Below are 19,394 nucleotides of genomic sequence, written 5' to 3'. Positions count from 1 at the left end.
AACCTTATTGACGCAGCACCAGCCAGCCAAAGGCGGCCAGAGAGGCGAGTGAGTAGAGCATGCCGGGCGCGGCCGCGGCAAACCACGGGGACCAGCTGTTGATGTTGCCAACGTAGCTGAACACGTTGTTCAGTAAGAAGAAGCTGATGCCGGCCAATACACCACCAAACACATGGCTGGCAATGTTGCCACTGCGGAAATGCAAATACGCAAATGGCAGGGCCAAGACCACCATCACCAAACAGCTCAGGGGGTAGAACACTTTTTTCCAGAACTCGATTTCAAAGCGCTGGGTGGTTTGCCCGTTTTCACTGAGATGGCGGATGTATTGGAATAAGTCCAAGGTGCCCATGCGCTCTGGTTTGAGCAGAGCGACAGAAATCATTTCAGAGGTGATGCCAGTGGCCCAGCGTTCACTGTCGATGTATTTGCGAGCCAAGGTCGATTGACCATTGACTTGGGCGAGTTGGTTGCGTTCAACCTCTTTCAAATCCCAGGCTTCCTCATTGGCAATCAGGCCGACCTGTGCTTTGGTGAGTGACACCCATTGCCCTGCTTTGTTGAATTCAAAAATTCGTATGCCTTTGGGGTTTCCCTCGGGTGTGAGCGTAGTGACGTTCACCGCGAAACTTCGGTCTTCTTGGCGCTCGCGCAACCATGCCCCCGTTTGACCGACCGTGATTTGACCGAGATAGCGCGACTTGAGCAGTTGGGCATATCGATCACAAAACGGTGAGAGGTAGTCGCCCACGGCGAAGGTCAACAACACAAATGCGAGACCCAAGCCCATGAGGTTACGCAGCGCTAAGGTGGGTCCAAGACCGCTGGTTCGCAGAATGGTGAATTCAGAGCTTTGCGCCAAACGCGCCATCACGAAAATAGTGCCGATCAACACGGAGATGGGTAGCAACTCGTACATATGGCTCGGAACCAGCAACAGCACATAAGTAAATGCATGGCTCACTTGGTAGATACCACCGTTTTTCCCTACGTTTTGTAGCTCGTCTACAAAGTCGAAGAAAAAGAAAAGCGCTAAAAACGCAACCGTGACAAAAGCAACAGCGATGAGCACTTCGCCATAAATCAAACGACGCAGGGTTTTCATACAGAAGCTTCCTTGCGCGCGGGTAATAGCTGACGCCAGTTCCAGTTGTTGTGGCGCACAGCCAACCAGCTCATTGCTAATGCGAAAACGCCGCCGTGCAGGGCAATCAGATAGGGAATGAACTGCACTTTGCCAGCGCTGATCCAGCTTTGACCGAGGTTGATGAAGTTGTAATAAACCACAAAAATGAACAAAGCCAACGCCAAGTTGCCGCCTCGGCCCACGCGGTGATTGGCGCTGGTGATCGCTGTGGCGATGATCAATAAATTGAAGGCAGCCAAGGCCAAGCCGATGCGCCAAGCTAGCTCACCTAAATTGCTAGGCGTGGGCAGCAGCAAGAGTTGCAATGAGTGGATGGTTTTAGTGGGTTGGACGGCTGCGGCCTTGACGTCTTGGCTGATACGCGTGCCGTAGACCTTGAAATCGCTGACTTTGATTTCTGTCTCACCATTGGTTTGTTCAACGCGTTGGCCAATGTCCAAAACTAGAAAACGGTCTTCGCCGATGGTTTCGACGTGACCTTGGCGTGACGAGGTCATTGCTTGTTTGCCGCGCTCATTTGAAGAAATGAAAACGTTTTTGCCTTGTTTGTTTTCGACGCTTTCTTTGTCCACAAAAAAAACGCGCAGGCCATTGGCAGATTCTTGAAACTGCCCCGGCGAGACACGTTCTAAGTCGCCCCGCTGCTCAAAACGTTCTTTCAAATCATTGATTTGTTGGTTGGACCAAGGCCAAACCACTAGGACTAAAACACTGACAGCAATCAGCATAGGCCAAGCAAAACGAATGATGGGGGTGAGCAGCGAGCGCAAACCTCGACCGCTGACCAGCCAAATGACCATTTCGCTTTCAAGGTACATGCGTGACAAGGTGCCGACTGTGGCGATGAATAAGCTCATGGTCAGCACAGTGGGCAAGTGCCCCAGCATGGTGTAACCCATGATCAAGCTGATTTCGGTTGGGTTGACACTGCCGCTGGAGGCTTGGCCGAGCGTGCGGATGAGCATCATGGTCATCACGATGGTGACCAAGACGATCAAGGTGGCGCCAAAACTGCGCGCTAGCTCTTTACGAATGGAGGAATGGAATAACATCAGCGACAGAGGAAAACCGCAATTATGAACTTCGAGCTCAAGACCCTAGATTTACACGCAGCAGCCACGCATAAAACCGATGCGCTGATTATCTTGGTATCTGCCAAGGACAAGCCCACCAAAAGTGTTTTGGCGCAACTTATTTCTGAAGCACGCAAAAGCGGTGATTTAGATGAATCACCAGCCAAACTGTTGAGTGTGTGGCGCCCACAAGGCGTGACCGCACCGCGTTTGGTGCTGGTGTCGAGTGGAGATGGCAGTGCGCGCGTGGTGCGCCAGGCCGTCACGGCCGCAGTGGCCTCGCTCAAAGCCGTCAAGCCCGCGCACATCACGGTTTGTTTGGCTGAGGCCAGCGATCACCGCTTGCAAGCTGCAGCCCAAGCTGTGGCAGACACCAGCTATGTGTACACCGCCACCAAGCCTTCGGCCAAAGCCTCTGGCTTAAAGCGTGTGGTGCTGGCTTTGCCCACCGACGAGAAAACCAAGGCAGCCAAACACGAGTTTGACTTAGCCCGTGCTCAAGTGGCCGGTGTGGCCTTGGCCAAAGAGTGGGGCAACCGTCCTGCCAACCACGCCACGCCCACGCACTTGGCGGGTGTGGCCAAAGAGTTGGGCAAAAAGGCTGGCATTCATTGCCAGGTGTTGGGCCCCAAAGAAATCGAAAAGCTTGGCATGGGCTCGTTTGCTGCAGTGGCGCGTGGCTCTGTCGAGCCTTTGCGTTTCATTGTGTTGCAGTACACCGGCGCAGCCAAATCTGAAGCACCGACCGTCTTGGTGGGCAAGGGCATCACGTTTGATACAGGCGGTATCTCGCTTAAGCCCGGATCCGGCATGGATGAGATGAAGTTCGACATGTGTGGCGCTGCCAGCGTGCTGGGCACGTTTGAGGCGCTGGCGCACTTGAAGCCAGCCATCAACGTAGTGGGCCTGATTCCCACTTGTGAAAACATGCCGGACGGTACAGCCCTCAAACCCGGTGACGTGATCACTAGTATGAGCGGCCAAACCATTGAGGTGCTCAATACCGACGCAGAAGGCCGCTTGATTTTGTGCGACGCCTTGACTTACGCCACCCGATTCAAGCCTCGCGCGGTGATTGACATTGCCACACTCACTGGCGCTTGCGTGATTTCGCTGGGCCATGTGCGCAGCGGTTTGTTCTCTCCATCAGACGACTTGGCCAATGCCTTGTTCGCCGCAGGCGAAGCCGCGCTCGATCCTTGTTGGCGCTTGCCTTTGGATGAGGAGTACGCCGAAGGGCTCAAGTCCAACTTTGCCGATGTGGCCAACGTGGCAGGGCGCGATGGTGGGTCCATCACAGCCGCCAAGTTCTTGCAGCGTTTTGCCAAAGACTATCCATGGGCGCATTTGGACATCGCGGGTTCCGCATGGAAGAGCGGCGGTGCCAAAGGTGCCACCGGGCGCCCAGTGGGCTTGTTGCTCCAATATTTGTTGGGCACCGCCAAACCGGCGACCAAGCCAAAGACTGCAGTCAAAAAATCCACGGCTAAAGCCTGAGTCCGTCAATGACAGAGATAGCCTTTCACTTCAACGCGCCCGACAAACTGGCCTACGCCTGCCGCTTGCTGCGTAAGGCCGTGTCCAGTGGTGCACGCGTGGTGGTGACGGGTGCACCGGCCTCGTTGCAGGCCTTAGACACGATGCTGTGGACGTTTTCGCCACTCGAGTTTGTTGCGCATTGCCGCGCAGGTAGCCCAGCAGAGCAATTGATGGCATCACCTGTGGTGTTGGCTGCCAAGCTTGATGGTGGGCCAGAGTTGCCGCACCATCAAGTGCTGTTGAATTTGGGTGCAGAAGTCGCGCCCGGCTATGAGCGTTTTGAGCGCACCATTGAGGTAGTAACACTTGATGACGAAGACCGCCAGCAGGCGCGCCAACGCTGGAAGCACTATGCCGATCGCGGGTATTCCATCACGCGTCATGATCTCAAATTGAAGGAAACTTCAGCCTGATTTTTTGTGTCCTTTCTTTTAGCATTTAGGAGTTCTTGCATGCATTTCTCTTTCAAATTAACCGCTATTGCGACCTTCGCCGCTTTGAGTAGCTTAGCGATAGCTCAAGAGCAAGTGATCAAGATCGGTCATGTGGGCCCAACCAGTGGGCCGATTGCTCACTTGGGTAAAGACAACGAATACGGCGCACGTTTGGCTGTTGAGGATCTCAATGCCAAAGGCGTGAGCATCAACGGCAAAAAAGTCAAGTTTGAACTCGTGGCTGAAGATGACGCGTCAGACCCCAAACAAGGTACAGCCGCCGCACAAAAGCTGGTGGATGCCAAAGTCAGTGGCGTGATTGGTCACTTGAACTCAGGTACGACCATCCCTGCTTCTAAGATCTACAGCGATGCGGGCATTCCACAAATTTCCCCTTCTGCTACCAATCCGAAGTACACCCGTCAAGGATTTAAGACAGCCTTCCGTCTGGTGGCTGACGATGTGCATTTAGGCGGCACATTAGGGCGTTACGCGGTGAAAGATCTCAAAGGTAAATCGATCGCAGTCATTGACGACCGCACAGCCTACGGCCAAGGCGTAGCTGAAGAATTTGAGAAAGCAGTTAAAGCCGCAGGTGGTAATGTGGTGGGCCATGAGTTCACCACCGACAAGGCCACGGACTTCATGCCAATCTTGACTACTCTCAAAGGCAAGAAGCCAGACATCATCTTCTTTGGCGGCATGGACGCTGTTGGCGGCCCCATGCTCAAGCAAATGAAGTCATTGGGTATTCAAGCTAAGTTCATGGGTGGCGATGGCATTTGCACCACGGAGTTAGCCAAATTGGCCGGCGATGCAATGGCGGATGGACAAGTCGTTTGTGCTGAGGCGGGTGGCGTCGATGGGACCCTGAAAAAGGGCATGGATGACTTTGGTGTGAAGTTCAAGAAACGTTTCAACGACGATGTGAAACTCTATTCCCCCTATGTTTACGATGCTGTCAATGTGATGGTGGATGCCATGCAACGCGCCAAGTCCAGTGATCCAGCCAAGTACTTGCCTGAGTTGGCCAAGACTTCGGGGTACAAGGGCGTGACTGGCATGATCTCATTTGACGCCAAAGGCGACATTAAAAACGGCGCTTTAACCATCTACACCTATAAGGCCGGCAAACGCGATCCAATTGCTGTTGTTCGCTGATAGCGATCATTCGGCGCGAAAAACCACCTTCGGGTGGTTTTTTTACGCTGCATCAAAATATTTATTCCATATAAAACAATGACTTAGATGAAAATTTCGTTTTGATATGTAAATAATTACAAAATGCTGTCCACCAAATGAAACACTGAGGCGTTGATTTCTGACTAAGTTCTCAGGAGCCTAAATTGGATAAATCAGTTGTTCAGACCGAATCGCCAAATGTTGCCGTGGAGCGCCGCTTCAAAATCGTGTCATGCGAGAAGACCGGTATCAAGGCTACATTCGATCGAATTCGTGCACAGCTTGCACAAGAAGCCGAACAGAGAAGCCGTCCTGCTTCCCGTATGTACTCAGGGTTTCGCGCTGTTAAAGCCTAATCCCTACCTACTTTTAAAGAGCGCCATCTTGGCGCTCTTTTTATTTGCGCACTAATTGGTTAATTCTCTTTGTAAATCAAGGGTTTATACGCTCTCAGGCGTATAGACTCTTGCGATTGGGATGATGATAATTTTGCGCGGGCACCAGGCCCGATGCGAGGTTATTTTGTTTTCATCATTTTCTAGATTTTTCTCGACTGACATTGCCATCGATTTAGGCACTGCCAACACACTTATCTATACCAAAGAGCAGGGGATCGTTTTAGATGAACCGTCTGTTGTCGTGATCAAGAAAGATGGAAAGACGCATGGCAAGACGTCGGTCTTGGCAGTTGGAAACGAAGCCAAGGCCATGTTGGGTCGCGTGCCGGCAGGTATCGAGTGCATCCGTCCTATGAAAGACGGTGTGATTGCAGACTTCACAGTGACCGAGGTGATGCTCAAACACTTCATCAAGTTGGCACATCCGCACATGCTGTTCAAGCCCAGCCCACGCATTGTCATATGCGTGCCTTGTGGCTCTACTCAGGTCGAGCGCCGAGCCATTCGTGAGTCAGCCTTGGGTGCTGGCGCTTCAGAGGTCTATCTGATTGAAGAACCCATGGCTGCTGCCATCGGCGCTGGATTGCCTGTGACCGAACCTTGTGGCTCTATGGTGGTGGATATTGGTGGTGGCACGACCGAAGTGGGCATTGTGTCCTTGGGCGGTATGGTTTACAAGAACAGTGCGCGTATTGGTGGCGATAAGTTTGACGAAGCGATCGTGAACTACATCCGTCGCAACTTTGGCATGTTGATTGGTGAGCAAACTGCTGAAAAGTTGAAAAAAGAAATCGCCACGGCATTTCCAACGGGTGAGGTGATGGAAATGGAAATCACGGGACGTAACTTAAGTCAAGGTGTGCCACAGAGTTTCGTCATCAGCTCAACAGAGCTTTTGGAAGCTTTAACCGATGCCCTCAATAACTTGGTCTCTACCGTCAAGATTGCTTTAGAGCGCACGCCACCTGAGTTAAGTTCGGATATTGCTGAGCGCGGCATCATGCTTACTGGTGGGGGGGCCTTGCTGCGCGATTTAGACCGTTTAATTTCAGAAGAAACTGGATTGCCCGTGTTGATCGCGGAAGATCCATTGACCTGTGTGGCGCGTGGTTGCGGTTTGGCTCTAGAGCAGTTACATAGCGTGAGCGGTATCTTTACCGCAGACTGATGATGGCGTCTAAAAAAATGCTGGGCCATTTTGGCCTTGCATGGTGCTGCGTGATTGTGTTGGCTTGGAATTCTGGTCACGCGTTGGCTCAACATAACCGTCATGCTGCGGTTGATGCGGGCGGGGCAATCTCGCGTATGGAATTCAAGGAAGGTAAAAAGAATCCCAAAGAACCGAGTTGCAAACTCACGCTGATGCATATTTACACCAGCAAGTTCAATAAAAAGCACACGCAATTTGCATTCACAGGTTCAGTTGTAGCCAAACGTGAAAAAGGCAAAGAGATGGTGCTGTCTGTGATTGGCCAAAACCATCAAATGAGCCCCACAGGTAAAGAGATCAAACCATTTGATCTGCCTCGCATTGAGCTTGGTATTGAAGACGCGAGTGTCCGCCGCTACTCAGAACATAAGCAAAAATGCAAAAAAGGGTATGTCTGTGCTGAATACAAAGACACCAAGAAGCGCGAGCTACAAACTTGGATCAGCGATGACAAAAAATCTCTCAATTTATTGTTCCCTTTAGTAACTAAGCAGCCGTCTGTTGTGATCGATTTGTCTAAATTTGCGCCACCTGGTAAAGATGACATTACTCCCTTGGCGCAGTTCAAAGCCTGTACGGCGCATTTGAAATAGGCTTAAAAAAGGCCCGATGCAATGTTGATGGTCAATGCAATGACCATGGTGTTGAAAAAGAAAGACAACACACTGTGTACCAAGCCCACGCGGCGTTGCGTACGGCTCGTAAAGCTCACATCGGCAGGTTGCCCTGACGTGCCGATGACGCAAGCGGCATACAAAAAATCGCCGTAGTCCGGCGCATGATCGCCAGGAAAGTGCAGACCACCTGTTTTGTTGAACGACTCGGCCAAGTAGTAGTCATGCGCGTAGTGCAATGCAAACATGACTTGCGTGAATGTCCATGAGGAAACAATGGTCAGTGCAGCCAACGCGATATGCTCATAGCGAATTGACCCTTGCGTGGTTTTGGCAATTGCGAGTTCAGCCACGATAGCCCCTAAACACGTGATGGCAGAGAACACCACCATTGCAAGTAAGACCAATCTGCCATCGTCTTCTCGTACCGCACGGTTGCACATGCGTTCGTGTGAGCTGCCAAACATCATATGAACTGCGAGTGCCAGATACAGCAAAGCCCCCACGTTCCATCCCATGGTCCATTGCGTCACGCTTGGCCAGTTCCACGTTTGGGGAATGGCTGCGATGCTCAGTAAACCAACCACGATGCTGATTAATAGACGTGGTCGCGTTTTTATAGCGTTGAACAGCGCGTGAATAGAAAAAGGGTGGTGTGACATGCGTTCAAGCTAACTCAGCAATCAACTCAATTTCCACGCAAGCACCCAACGGTATTTGAGCCACGCCAAACGCGCTACGTGCATGCGTACCTTTGTCGCCAAACACTTGGCCAATGAGTTCGCTGCAACCGTTGGTCACCAAGTGGTGCTCGGTGTAGTCAGGGCTCGAATTGACCAAGCTCATTACTTTGACGATGCGCTTGACTTTGTTCAGGTCGCCCACAGCGGCGTGCAAGGTACCCAACAAATCAATAGCGACTGAGCGTGCCGCTTGTGCGCCTTCGGCGGTTTGCATGGTCTTGCCCAATTGGCCTGTCCACACTTTGCCGTCTTTTTTGGCAATATGGCCACTCAAAAACACCAAGTTGCCTGTTTGCACAAACGGCAGATAAACCGCAGCGGGCGTAGCAACGGGGGGCAGGGTGATGTTCAGGGCTTGAAGTTTGTCGTAAACGCTCATGTTGGATTCCTTGTTTGAATCCTGCAATTTTAAGAGCGCTTAATTTTGATTTTGCGTTTACGTTTATACAGACGCTGCCCCCAACTCAGAAGCCGGCTGAACTGTGACGGCCACTTCCAACGTGTGGCTAGCCCCGCCATGAATCACACCACGCACGGGTGACACATCTGCGTAGTCGCGGCCAATGGCCAAGGTCACGTAGTCGATGCCGGGGGAGCTTAAGCCCCAGCGGTTGTTAGTCGGGTCAAGGTCAAACCACTGGCCGTGGGTGGCAAGTGAGCCTGTCTTGGCGGTCTCGGCCGCATCGTCTAAGTCGTTGGGCACATAAACCGACACCCATGCATGTGAGGCATCGCTACCTATCAAACGGGTTTGACCTTCTGCAACTTCGGTCACCAAATAGCCGCTCACATAACGCGCGGCCAAACCCTGTGTGCGCAAGCAGCCGATGAGAATGTGCGCAAAGTCTTGACACACGCCTTTGCGACTTTTAAGGGCTTCAAGCGCAGGCGTGTTGATGTCTGTGCTGGCCGTCTCGTAGGTGAACTCTTGGTGAATGCGCGTCATCAAATCGCATGCGGCTGCCAATACTGGGCGGGCGGGCACAAAGCTGGCGCGTGCGTATTCAGCAAAGTCTGGGTGCGGCTGCACGTATGGCGAGGCAAACACGTATTCGGTAGCCGCGTCCCACGCGGCGCCCGAGTGGTACACAAAGTGTGCACGCACGTTTTCCCACGCAGGCGTGGTCAAGGCTTGTTCGGGTGGGTAGGGAATGAAGTGGGTATCGACCGTGCTCTTGGCCGTGATGCTGAGTGTGTCGTGCACCATGGGCAACGAGAAGAAAGTACGGTTGTTGCCAAACACATCCACATGCGTGCTGGTGGCCGCTGGTGTGGGCGTGATGTGCAGCTCGGCATGTTGCACAGTTTGTGCAGCATCGCTGCGCGGCAGCAAGTGCGCCATGTGCTGCGCGGTGTTGACCTGCGGCACATAGTGGTAGGTCGTGGTGTGGGTGATGTACAGCAGCATGCTTAGGCGCCCACGCTGTCGGCGTCGTCGGTGTGGCTGAAGTAGTGCGCTGTGATGGCGTCCGACACTTGCCAAGCGGCTTGCATGCACTCGGTCAGGCAAGCACGCAGGTTGGGGTGGTGGCCTGCGTCGTTGGAGGCGCAGAGCTGTTCTAAATCGGTGTTTTTCAAAGTGGGTACCAAGCGGGCCAGTGCATCGGGTTCGCCCATTGGCGTTTTGGCCAACTTCGACAAACGCCCGCGCAGTGCACGCGCCACCCAAGCCAGCGAGCGTGGGTTGTCGTTGTCTTGCACCAAAAGCTCAATGAGCGGGGGCAGTTCACGGCTTTGTTGGTACTGCGCTTGAAAGGTGATGGTGCTGTCAAACAGCGACAACAGCGCCGCATAGTGTGAGCTGTTTTCGTCTGCGCTGTGCGCTTCGTCAGGCGCACCTTCAAACGCGCCCACTTCCACCGCCAAGTCGAGCGCTGCCGACAAAAACCCAAGGCGTTCCACATGGCGGCCAATGCTCAGGAGCTGCCAACCGTCGTCGCGTGTCATGCGGTCGGTTTGTGCACCAGTGATGGCGGCTAGTGCCGAGCTGGCTGCATCCAGTGCTTGCATGGCTTGCACCGCAGAGAAGGCATGGGGTGAACCGGCTAGTGCGCAGTCAGCGCTGAACTGATTCACACAATGCACGATGGCGTTCCAGTGCTCGGGTGACAAACGCTCGCGCAGCGATGAGGCTGCTTGATGCAAGGCACGCAAGTTGTAGCCCACGCTGGTGCTATGGTCGTCTTGGTCAAGGCAGGCAATGAGTGTGCGTTCAAACACGCGGCGGCGTGCACCCATGCTGGGTGTGCTGGTGTGGCGGTCTTCTGTAGCCGCATGGGCTGACGGCACACCCGCAGGCACGAGGCCTTGGCGTTGGGTAAGTAACTGCAGCCATGCCCACAAGCTGCGTGAGGCAGGGTCTTCGCCGTTCAAGGCTTCAATGCACAGTCGCACCAAGCGCACCATGTTCTCGCTGCGCTCGGTGTACCGGCCGAGCCAATACAAGTTTTCAGCAGCGCGGCTGGTCACCATGCGCTCGCGGTGTTTAAAGCCTGAGGTCGCGTTGTATTTGGGTAGCAAGCTGCTGCGGTCAATGTCGGCATGGGTTTGCACCCACACATCGGCGCTGCTGCCACCGCGCTGCATGGAGGCAATGGGCGCATTGGGCGCTGCGATGCGGGCCAAGCCGCCGGGCAACACACGCCATGCATCTGGGCCATCGCCAGTGCAGTTGCGCAAGGCAAACACACGCAGCATGACCGAGCGTTGCACCACGCCATCGTTGGTGTTTTTCCACGTGGGCATTTGCGACAGTGGTGAGTAGGCTTGTAAGGTGTAACGGTCGGGTTGGCGGGTAATACGGCCCACCCACTCGTCGCGTTGCGCTTGGGTGAGAGTGCGACCAAGCGTTGCATCAAAGGTACCGTGGGTGGCGGAGCCCGGGTAGGTGGGTTTGATGGCCATGTGTTCGAGTTGAGGCAGAACAGAGGCCAGAGCCGCGCGTTCGCCGCACCACCACGTGTCGAGTGCAGGTAGCTGCAGCTCTTCACCCAGCAGCTGTTCGCTCAGTCCAGGCAGGAATCCTAACAAAGCGGGCGATTCTAAAAACGCCGAGCCTGGCGCATTGGCCACCACCACATTGCCCGCGCGCACCGCTTGCAGCAAACCGGGAATGCCCAAGGTGGAGTCAGAGCGCAATTCGAGCGGGTCTAAGAACTCATCGTCCAAACGCTTAAGCAGAACATGCACGGGCTCTAGCCCGCGAAGCGTGCGCAGGAAAACACGTTCATCACGCACGGTCAGGTCATGGCCCTCGACGAGGGTGAGGCCTAGGTAACGCGCTAGGTAGGCGTGCTCGAAATAGGTTTCGTTGTAGGGCCCTGGCGTGAGCAAGGCCACGTGTGCGTTTGAACCTTCAGGGCTGTGCGCTTTGAGGGACTCCACCCACACACGGTAGGTGGCTGCGAGACGCTGAATGCTCATGGCTTCAAACGCTTGCGGAAACTGGCGCGAAATAAGCAAGCGGTTTTCTAGCAAGTAGCCCAGGCCCGAAGGCGCTTGCGTGCGCTGCGACACCACGGCCCAGTTGCCATCGGGTCCACGCGCAAGGTCGAACGCGGCAATGTGCAGATGTGTGCCGCCCACAGGGGCAACGCCATGCATGGCACGCATGTAGCCGGGGTGGCCTTGCACCAAGGCGGGCGGAATCATGGCTTCGCGAATCAGCTGCTGAGGGCCATACACATCGGCCAACACGCGTTCGAGCAAACGTGCGCGTTGCTTCACGCCTACTTCAATCTGCTGCCAGCTGTCAGGCGTGATGATGAGAGGAAAGAGATCCAAAGCCCAAGGCCTCTGTGGCCCACCTTGGCTGGCGTACACGTTGTAGGTGATGCCGTTGTCGCGCACTTGGCGCGCGAGGGTTTGTGTGCGGCGGTCAAGGTCGTCTAGGCCGGTGCTGCCGAGCTGGTCAAAAAAGGTTTGCCATGCAGGGCTTAAATCGGGTTCGGCTTCTGGTGCAGGTTTGGCTTCGGGCTCGGCCACTGGCTGCATGGGCGCGAGCGCTGTCATGCCAGACATGGGGGCCAGCGGTGCCATGGCCTTTGCACCTTGCGAGGCTGAGCTTTGGCTTTGCGACTGCGTTTGTGTTTGTGTTTGTGTTTGTGTTTGTGTTTGTGTTAACACCTCAGTTGCTGGTGAACACTTGCCTTGCAGCTCATCAAAGTGCCCGCTGTCGGCGGAATGTGCGAGGCCTTTCACCACGTCAACCAAACGTGGCGAGCTAACAGACGCTGAAGGGGGCGAGGAGGGCTTTTGCACAGTGGCTGCATTGTCTCACCGCCTTCAGGTTTTGCCATGGTGTGAATCGTATGTTTAGACGCGTCGCAAATCCAGCGTGAACGGGAACTCCTTGCTGGCAGGCACCCCCACGGTGGCTTGCGGCACATCCAATTTGCCCGGCGTGTGGCCCAGCGGGAAAAAGCGCGACAAGCGTCGGCTTTCAGCCTCATACGCGTTGACGGGAAAGCTGTCGTAGTTGCGCCCACCTGGATGCGCCACGTGGTACTGGCAGCCGCCCACCGAGCGTTTCATCCACGTGTCCACAATGTCAAAGGTCAGCGGCACATGCACGCCAATGGTGGGGTGCAAGGCCGACGAGGGCGCCCATGCGCGGTAGCGCACACCGGCCACGTATTCGCCCACGGTGCCCGTGGGTTGTAAAGGCAAGGGCGTGCCATTGACCGTGATGGTGTGGCGGCTGGGGTTGAGGCCAGCCACATGCACCTCGATGCGTTCGAGTGACGAATCCACATAGCGCACCGTGCCGCCGCTAGAGCCTTCTTCGCCCATGACATGCCAAGGCTCCAACGCGTTGCGCAACGTGAGGTTAATGCCGAGTGTTTGCAAATCGCCCACGCGTGGGAAGCGGAATTCAAAGTGCGGTGCAAACCATGCGGGGTCGAACTGAAAACCGCAGTCGCCCAGCTCGGTCAGCACATCGTCAAAGTCGGCTTTGACGAAATGCGGCAACAAGAAGCGGTCGTGTAGCTCGGTGCCCCAACGCGTGGCCGGGGCTTGGTATGGTGTTTCCCAAAAACGCGCCACCAGCGCACGCAACAAGAGCTGCTGCACGATGCTCATGCGCTCGTGAGGTGGCATCTCAAAGGCACGGAGTTCGAGCAGCCCCAAGCGTCCGGTGGACGAATCGGGCGAGTAGAGCTTGTCAATGCAAAACTCGCTGCGGTGCGTGTTACCTGTGACGTCAATCAGCAAGTTGCGCAATGTGCGGTCCACGATCCACGGCGGCATATCAGCGCCAAACTTTTCGCGGTTCTTTTGAATTTCTGCCAGCGCGATTTCGAGTTCGTAAATTTGGTCATTACGCGCTTCGTCCACACGTGGTGCTTGGCTGGTGGGGCCAATGAACATGCCGCTGAACAAGTAGCTGAGCGAGGGATGGTTGTGCCAATACAAGATGAGCGATGCCAACAGTTCGGGCTTGCGCAAAAACGGGCTGTCCGCAGGCGTAGCGCCACCCATCACGATGTGGTTGCCGCCGCCTGTGCCAGTGTGGCGGCCATCGGTCATGAACTTCTCGGCAGACAGGCGCGATTCAAACGCGGCCTTGTACAAGAACTCGGTGTGGTCCACGATTTCCAGCCAGTTGTGGGCGGGGTGGATGTTGACTTCAATCACACCAGGGTCAGGCGTGACTTGCAGCACTTTCAGTCGCACATCGCGTGGGGGCGGATAGCCTTCCAACACAATGCGCACGCCTAAGTGTTCGGCGGTGGCTTCGATGGCGCTTAGCAGTTCTAAGTAATCCTCAAGGTTGCCGAGTGGCGGCATGAAGACGTAAATCAAACCTTGTGGGTTCTCCATCGCCTTCAACTCAACGGCGGGGCCGTTGGCACGTGATGGGTCGCGCACTTCCACGCAAATGGCGGTGCGGGTAATCCAATGTGCGGATTGGTCTTTGGCTGGTACAGGGTGCGGCGTGCCCGGCACAAAGCCGTCTTGGCCCATGCCTGTTTGCAAGCCCACGGTGCCGCCTTGGGCCAAGCCACCACCCGCCACATGCGTGTTGATGTGGTGGCCAATGTTGTGGTCGTAGTGCGTGTGGCGTGCATGGTGCGAGTACTGCGCACGCAAGGCCGCAGCGTGCGGCAGGGGCTTGCGCTCGGCAAAGTGGTCTTGCTCAATCGCGTAGGGGTAGTCGGCTTGGCTGACCCACGGCAGTGAGTCGAGCGGTAAGCGCAGGCCCATGGGTGAGTCGCCGGGCACGAGGTACATGCGCTCGTCGCGCAAGAACCAAGGGCCAGTGCCCCAACGTGGGCCGCCAGCCACTTCGCCCGCTTTGAGGGGCAGCACATAGCCCACGGTTTTGTCGAGGCCTTGGCTGAACACGCGGCGCAGGCGCACGCGTTCCATCTCGTCGTTGAGCTTGGCATCAAACGGGTCCACGTTCACGGGCAAGCGGCGCTCGCGCCACAGGTAGTACCACGTGTCTTCATAGCCGGGGGTGATGTATTGGTCGTCCAGCCCCAGTTTGTGCGCGAGGGTTTGCGTGAAGCGTTGTGCGTCTTCGGTGGTGTATTGGCTGGGCACGCGTTCATCGGCAAACAAATCGGGGTTGTGCCAGCAAGGGTGGCCGTCGGTGCGCCAGTAAATGCCCAGTGCCCAGCGCGGCAACTGCTCGCCCGGGTACCACTTGCCTTGGCCGAAATGCAAGAAGCCGCCATCTCCATATTCGGCCCGCAGCTTGTGCACCAATTCGGTGGCAAAGCCGCGTTTGGTCGGGCCTAGTGCATCGGTGTTCCATTCTGGTGCGTCGCGGTCATGCACGGTGACGAACGTGGGCTCGCCACCCATGGTCAGTCGCACATCGCCCTCGACCAAGCGGCGGTCCACCTCGTCGCCCAAGGCCAGCACTTCTGTCCATTCGTCTTCGGTGTAGGGCTTGGTCACGCGGGGCGATTCAAGCACGCGGGTGACCTTCATCTCGTGGCCAAACTCCACCTCGGCTTCGTCCACCAAGCCTTCAATCGGTGCGGCACTCGATGGCTGGGGTGTGCAAGCCAGCGGAATGTGGCCTTCGCCAGCCAGCAAGCCCGATGTGGGGTCAAGCCCAATCCAGCCTGCGCCGGGCAGGTACACCTCGCACCAAGCGTGAAGGTCTGTGAAGTCCACTTCGGTGCCGCTGGGGCCGTCGAGCGACTTCACATCGGGGGCGAGTTGAATCAAATAGCCAGACGCAAAGCGGGCTGCCAAACCGCAGTGGCGTAGCAAGTTGACCAGCAGCCACGCGCTGTCGCGGCACGAGCCGCTGCGCAGCGTCAGCGTTTCTTCTGGCGTTTGCACGCCGGGCTCCATGCGGATGGTGTACGCGATGTCTTCGTGCAGCTTGCGGTTGATTTCCACCAAAAAGTCGATGGTGCGTATGGGCTCGCGCTTGAGCGCCTTGAAGTCGATGCTCTTGAAATAGTGCTTGAAGTTGGGTGTGAAGCGGTTGGTTACCAAGTAGGGGGCCAGCTCTTGGGCCGAGGTCACGCCATAGGCGAAGGGGAACTTTTCGGCGTGCGGCTCCAAGAAGAAGTCGAACGGGTTGTACACCGCCATCTCCACCACCAAGTCCACCGTGACCTTGAACTCGCGCGTCTTCTCGGGAAACACCAAGCGGGCTTGGTAGTTGGCGAAGGGGTCTTGCTGCCAGTTGATGAAGTGCTCGGGCTCGACCTTGAGCGAATACGAAATCACGTTGCTGCGGCAGTGCGGGGCAGGGCGCAGGCGAATGACCTGTGGGCCTAACTCAACCAGTCGGTCGTAGCTGTAATGGGTGACGTGGTGGAGTGCTGCATGGATAGACATGTACTTAGACTAGCAAAACACGCGCCATACCTGATGCGCCAAAGCGGTGCACATTTTGGAAATAAGTTGGCTCAAGTTCGGGCTCAAGTTTCTGCCAGCCCCGCCGATACCCTATGCAAGTCAGTTTTATCTTTGATACCACCATGCGTCCTAGCCGTTTTTCAGTTGTTGCTTTCGTGCTCACCAGCCTTATGGCTTGGGCTGCGCCTGCGTCAGCCGAGTGGAGCGAATTGGTCAAGGAAGAAGAAGCTACCTATTACTTCGACAAAGAAGCCGTCATGCCCGTGCACGTGTCGCGCTACGCCTGGGTGTTGACCGATTTGCCCAAGGGCGAAAAGACACCCACCGGCGAAAACTACAAGTCAATGATGTTGCGCGTGCGCATGTACTGCAAGAACGACACCGTTGTGCGCCTGTCTGTGAGCTACTTTGACAAGCAAATGGGCAAAGGCAAAGAAGTGGCTTCGGACGATGTGCACGAATGGCGTCCACGCGAATACCCGATTCGCCCCAACACTTACCTTGCAGCTTTGAAGAAAGAAGTGTGCGGCGGCTCTAAAGCTGCTTCGGGCTAAACCCTAGCTGACAACCCCTTGGATGTATCAAGCCCCTGCCGAACGGTCGGGGCTTTTTAACTTGTGAGTGGGCATCGCCCACGTGCCGCAAGGTTGGGTCGAACATGCGGCCATGTTTTCTGTCATCACACCTTTGGCCTTGGGCTGGATTGCGGGCACGGCTTTGCAGTTACAGCAGGCGCAGTTGTGGGCGGGTGAGGTGTATTGGGGCTTAGCTGCGGTTGCTCTGATGTCGGGATATATCGCAACGCGCATCGATATTTCGCGCTTCGCTTGGGTTCGCAGTGCCTCAACTTTGCTCTCGCATGCGTCGGCTGGCGCACGCGTGCAAGCCGCTGTTTGGTTGGCATTGGTGGGCTTGTTATCGGGTGTGTTGGCTTTTGCGCAAGCAGGCGCACGCGCCAGCCACTATGCGCAAAGCGCTTTGAACCCAATGCTTGAAGGCCGCACTTTGCAAGTGGTAGGCATCGTGGCCAACTTGCCGCAGCGCATGGAAGACAGTGCGCGGTTTCGCTTCGAGGTGGAGTCGGCCCGCGACGGCAATGGTGCACGTGTGCAGCTACCGCCGCAGTTGCTGTTGGGTTGGTATGGCAACCGATTGAATGGCAGCGATGACAAAGTGCAAGCGCCGCCCGCAGACTTGCGCCCCGGCGACCGTTGGCAATTGGCCGTACGCCTGAAAGCACCGCACGGCCACATCAACCCACACGGTTTTGATTACGAGCTGTGGCTGTGGGAGCAGGACTTGCAAGCCACGGGCTATGTACGCAATGGGGCCAAAGACGCAGCGCCTCAATGGCTAGGCAGCACTTGGGCGCATCCGGTGGAGCGGCTGCGTCAGCGTGTGCGCAGCGCCATTGATGCGCGGGTGGCAGACCGCGCAGTGGCCGGCATTGTGGCGGCCTTGTTGGTGGGTGACCAAGCGGCGATTGAGCGTGTGGATTGGGATGTGTTTCGTGCCACGGGCGTGGCGCACCTCATGGCCATTTCAGGCTTGCACATTACCGGCCTTGCGTGGCTGGCGGCATTGTGTGTGGGCTGGCTGTGGCGGCGCAGCGATGTGTGGTCGCCTGACAAGCCTTGGAGCTTGTGGCTGCCTGCACCTCTTGCCGCTAGTGCCTGTGCCGCAATGGTGGCGCTGGCGTATGCGGTGTTCACCGGCTGGGGTGTGCCCGCACAGCGCACGGTGTGGATGCTGGGCGTGGTCACACTGCTACGTGTGTATGGCTTGCGTTGGCCCTTGATGCAGGTGTGGCTGACCGTGTTCGCGGTGGTGCTTGCGCTAGACCCGTGGGCGCTGATGCAAGCAGGGTTTTGGCTCAGCTTTGTGGCAGTGGGTGTGTTGTTTGCCTCGGGCTCGCATGCGCCTGTGGAGACGGCGGCTCACTCTGATGCGCTGAATGTTTTTGACGCGACGACAGAGCAAAGTAGTCAGCCGAATAGGCGAGGGCGCTTGCTGGCAAATGCATGGGCGTCTGCGCGGCACATGTGGCGCGAGCAGTGGTTGATGAGTGTGTGTTTGGCCCCGCTCACCTTGCTGCTGTTTCACCAAGTGTCTGTCGTGGGTTTGTTTGCCAACTTGTTGGCCGTGCCGTGGGTGACCTTGGTGGTTACGCCGCTGTGTTTGTTGGGGCTGGTGTTGCCATTCGCTTGGAACGTGGCGGCAGAGGCTTTGCAGTGGTTGGTGTGGCTGCTCAAAGCGTGCGCGGGTGTATCGTGGGCGCAATGGTCTGCGCCCGCTGCGCCATTGTGGGTGGGGGCGGTCGCGTTGGTGGGTATGGGCACGTGGGCCATGCGCGTGCCCATGTGGCTGCGTTGGTTTGGTGTGGCCTTGGTGCTGCCCGTGCTCAGCTGGCAAACACCACGCCCAGCACACGGCACGTTTGAATTGGTGGCGGCCGATATGGGGCAGGGCCATGCCGTGTTGGTGCGCACCGCCACGCACAGCTTGCTGTACGACACAGGGCCGCGCTACTCGGCCGAGACCGATGCTGGCCAGCGCGTGCTGGTGCCCTTGCTGCGTGCGTGGGGCGAGCGGCTAGACCGCATCGTCATCAGCCACCAAGACAGCGACCCTCAGTGGCGGCGCACCCGCGGTGATGGCCATGCAGCCGCAAGCCGATGTGTTGACGTCGATTGCGACTGAACACCCGCTGCAACAGTTGGGCGCGATGCAGCGCTGCGAACGTGGGCAATCGTGGGTGTGGGATGGTGTGCGGTTTGAAATGCTGCATCCAAGTGCAAGTGACTACGAGCGCAAGCTCAAACCCAATGCGCTGAGTTGTGTGTTGCGCGTGACGGCAGCCGATACATCTGCGCTGCTGGCCGGTGACATCGAAGCCGCCCAAGAACAAGAGTTGCTGCAAAGTGGCCAAGCCCTGCAAGCCGATTGGCTGCTGGTGCCCCATCACGGCAGCGCCACTTCGTCTACACAAGCCTTTCTGGATGCAGTGCAGCCTAGAGTGGCCATCGTGCAAGCGGGCTACCGCAACCGATTTGGTCACCCAAAGCCCGATGTAATGCTGCGCTACAGCGATTTAGGGGTGCTTGTGGTGCAGACGCCTCGTTGTGGTGCATCGTCATGGCGCAGCGAGCAACCCAAGTTGGTGCAGTGTGAGCGAAATCAAAGACAACGATACTGGCAACACGTATTCTGAGAGCTGGCACTCA

Annotated in this window: 16 protein-coding genes; 9 read left to right on the top strand and 7 right to left on the bottom strand. The window is 56.4% G+C overall.

From position 1 onward, the window contains the following. Window positions 1-4: 4 nt before the first annotated feature. Entirely contained in the window at window positions 5-1,105 is a 1,101-nt protein-coding gene (gene lptG / locus B9Z35_RS12000) for an LPS export ABC transporter permease LptG (protein ID WP_108283948.1), read from the bottom strand. Then, window positions 1,102-2,199 carry an LPS export ABC transporter permease LptF gene (gene lptF, locus B9Z35_RS11995; protein ID WP_108283947.1) on the bottom strand — a complete coding sequence of 366 codons (1,098 nt, stop codon included), beginning with the start codon at window positions 2,197-2,199 and terminating at the stop codon, window positions 1,102-1,104. Before lptF ends, lptG begins: the two co-directional genes overlap by 4 nt. A 24-nt stretch (window positions 2,200-2,223) precedes the next feature. On the opposite strand from lptF, the gene B9Z35_RS11990 reads away from it, so the two are divergent. From B9Z35_RS11990 to B9Z35_RS11970, 6 genes are all read left to right on the top strand, one after another. Then, entirely contained in the window at window positions 2,224-3,717 is a 1,494-nt protein-coding gene (locus B9Z35_RS11990) for a leucyl aminopeptidase (protein WP_108283946.1), read from the top strand. Window positions 3,718-3,725: 8 nt separating this feature from the next. Next, window positions 3,726-4,172 carry a DNA polymerase III subunit chi gene (locus B9Z35_RS11985; protein ID WP_108283945.1) on the top strand — a complete coding sequence of 149 codons (447 nt, stop codon included), beginning with the start codon at window positions 3,726-3,728 and terminating at the stop codon, window positions 4,170-4,172. A 39-nt stretch (window positions 4,173-4,211) separates the two neighbouring features. Then, complete coding sequence (locus B9Z35_RS11980; protein WP_108283944.1) at window positions 4,212-5,354, top strand: branched-chain amino acid ABC transporter substrate-binding protein; 1,143 nt, start codon at window positions 4,212-4,214, stop codon at window positions 5,352-5,354. 185 nt (window positions 5,355-5,539) lie between these two features. Continuing rightward, window positions 5,540-5,731: a hypothetical protein gene (locus B9Z35_RS12935; protein WP_146178996.1), complete on the top strand. Its 192-nt coding sequence runs from the start codon at window positions 5,540-5,542 to the stop codon at window positions 5,729-5,731. Window positions 5,732-5,897: 166 nt separating this feature from the next. Then, entirely contained in the window at window positions 5,898-6,941 is a 1,044-nt protein-coding gene (locus B9Z35_RS11975) for a rod shape-determining protein (protein ID WP_233246571.1), read from the top strand. Between the two features lie 50 nt (window positions 6,942-6,991). Then, window positions 6,992-7,576 (top strand): hypothetical protein, encoded by a 585-nt coding sequence (locus B9Z35_RS11970; RefSeq protein ID WP_146178995.1) that lies wholly within the window; start codon window positions 6,992-6,994, stop codon window positions 7,574-7,576. Window positions 7,577-7,578: 2 nt separating this feature from the next. Here B9Z35_RS11970 and B9Z35_RS11965 read toward each other — a convergent pair whose 3' ends face one another. From B9Z35_RS11965 to B9Z35_RS11945, 5 genes are all read right to left on the bottom strand, one after another. After that, window positions 7,579-8,259, bottom strand: coding sequence for a DUF1345 domain-containing protein (locus tag B9Z35_RS11965; RefSeq protein ID WP_108283942.1), 681 nt, complete (start codon window positions 8,257-8,259; stop codon window positions 7,579-7,581). A gap of 4 nt (window positions 8,260-8,263) precedes the next feature. Beyond that, a complete protein-coding gene (locus B9Z35_RS11960; protein WP_108283941.1) occupies window positions 8,264-8,719 on the bottom strand; it encodes a RidA family protein in 456 nt (151 codons plus the stop codon). Between the two features lie 63 nt (window positions 8,720-8,782). Further along, complete coding sequence (locus B9Z35_RS11955; protein ID WP_108283940.1) at window positions 8,783-9,748, bottom strand: transglutaminase family protein; 966 nt, start codon at window positions 9,746-9,748, stop codon at window positions 8,783-8,785. Window positions 9,749-9,750: 2 nt separating this feature from the next. Continuing rightward, window positions 9,751-12,378 (bottom strand): circularly permuted type 2 ATP-grasp protein, encoded by a 2,628-nt coding sequence (locus tag B9Z35_RS11950; protein ID WP_199219830.1) that lies wholly within the window; start codon window positions 12,376-12,378, stop codon window positions 9,751-9,753. A 276-nt stretch (window positions 12,379-12,654) separates the two neighbouring features. Next, window positions 12,655-16,149: a DUF2126 domain-containing protein gene (locus B9Z35_RS11945; RefSeq protein WP_108283939.1), complete on the bottom strand. Its 3,495-nt coding sequence runs from the start codon at window positions 16,147-16,149 to the stop codon at window positions 12,655-12,657. A 113-nt stretch (window positions 16,150-16,262) separates the two neighbouring features. Here B9Z35_RS11945 and B9Z35_RS11940 point away from each other — a divergent pair, with 113 nt between their 5' ends. The 3 genes from B9Z35_RS11940 (at window position 16,263) to B9Z35_RS13170 (ending at window position 19,381) form a co-directional block, all read left to right on the top strand. After that, window positions 16,263-16,724 (top strand): surface-adhesin E family protein, encoded by a 462-nt coding sequence (locus tag B9Z35_RS11940; protein ID WP_108283938.1) that lies wholly within the window; start codon window positions 16,263-16,265, stop codon window positions 16,722-16,724. Between the two features lie 67 nt (window positions 16,725-16,791). Then, entirely contained in the window at window positions 16,792-18,870 is a 2,079-nt protein-coding gene (locus tag B9Z35_RS11935; RefSeq protein WP_370444132.1) for a DNA internalization-related competence protein ComEC/Rec2, read from the top strand. Then, window positions 18,830-19,381, top strand: a complete 552-nt coding sequence (locus tag B9Z35_RS13170) for a ComEC/Rec2 family competence protein (RefSeq protein WP_370444131.1) — start codon at window positions 18,830-18,832, stop codon at window positions 19,379-19,381. Before B9Z35_RS11935 ends, B9Z35_RS13170 begins: the two co-directional genes overlap by 41 nt. The last annotated feature ends 13 nt before the right edge of the window (window positions 19,382-19,394 follow it).

This window comes from Limnohabitans sp. Jir61 (genome assembly GCF_003063545.1).
Taxonomy (GTDB): Bacteria; Pseudomonadota; Gammaproteobacteria; order Burkholderiales; family Burkholderiaceae_C; genus Limnohabitans.
Note: the sequence above shows the minus strand (reverse complement) of the source record. Positions and strands in the feature narration are given on the sequence as shown.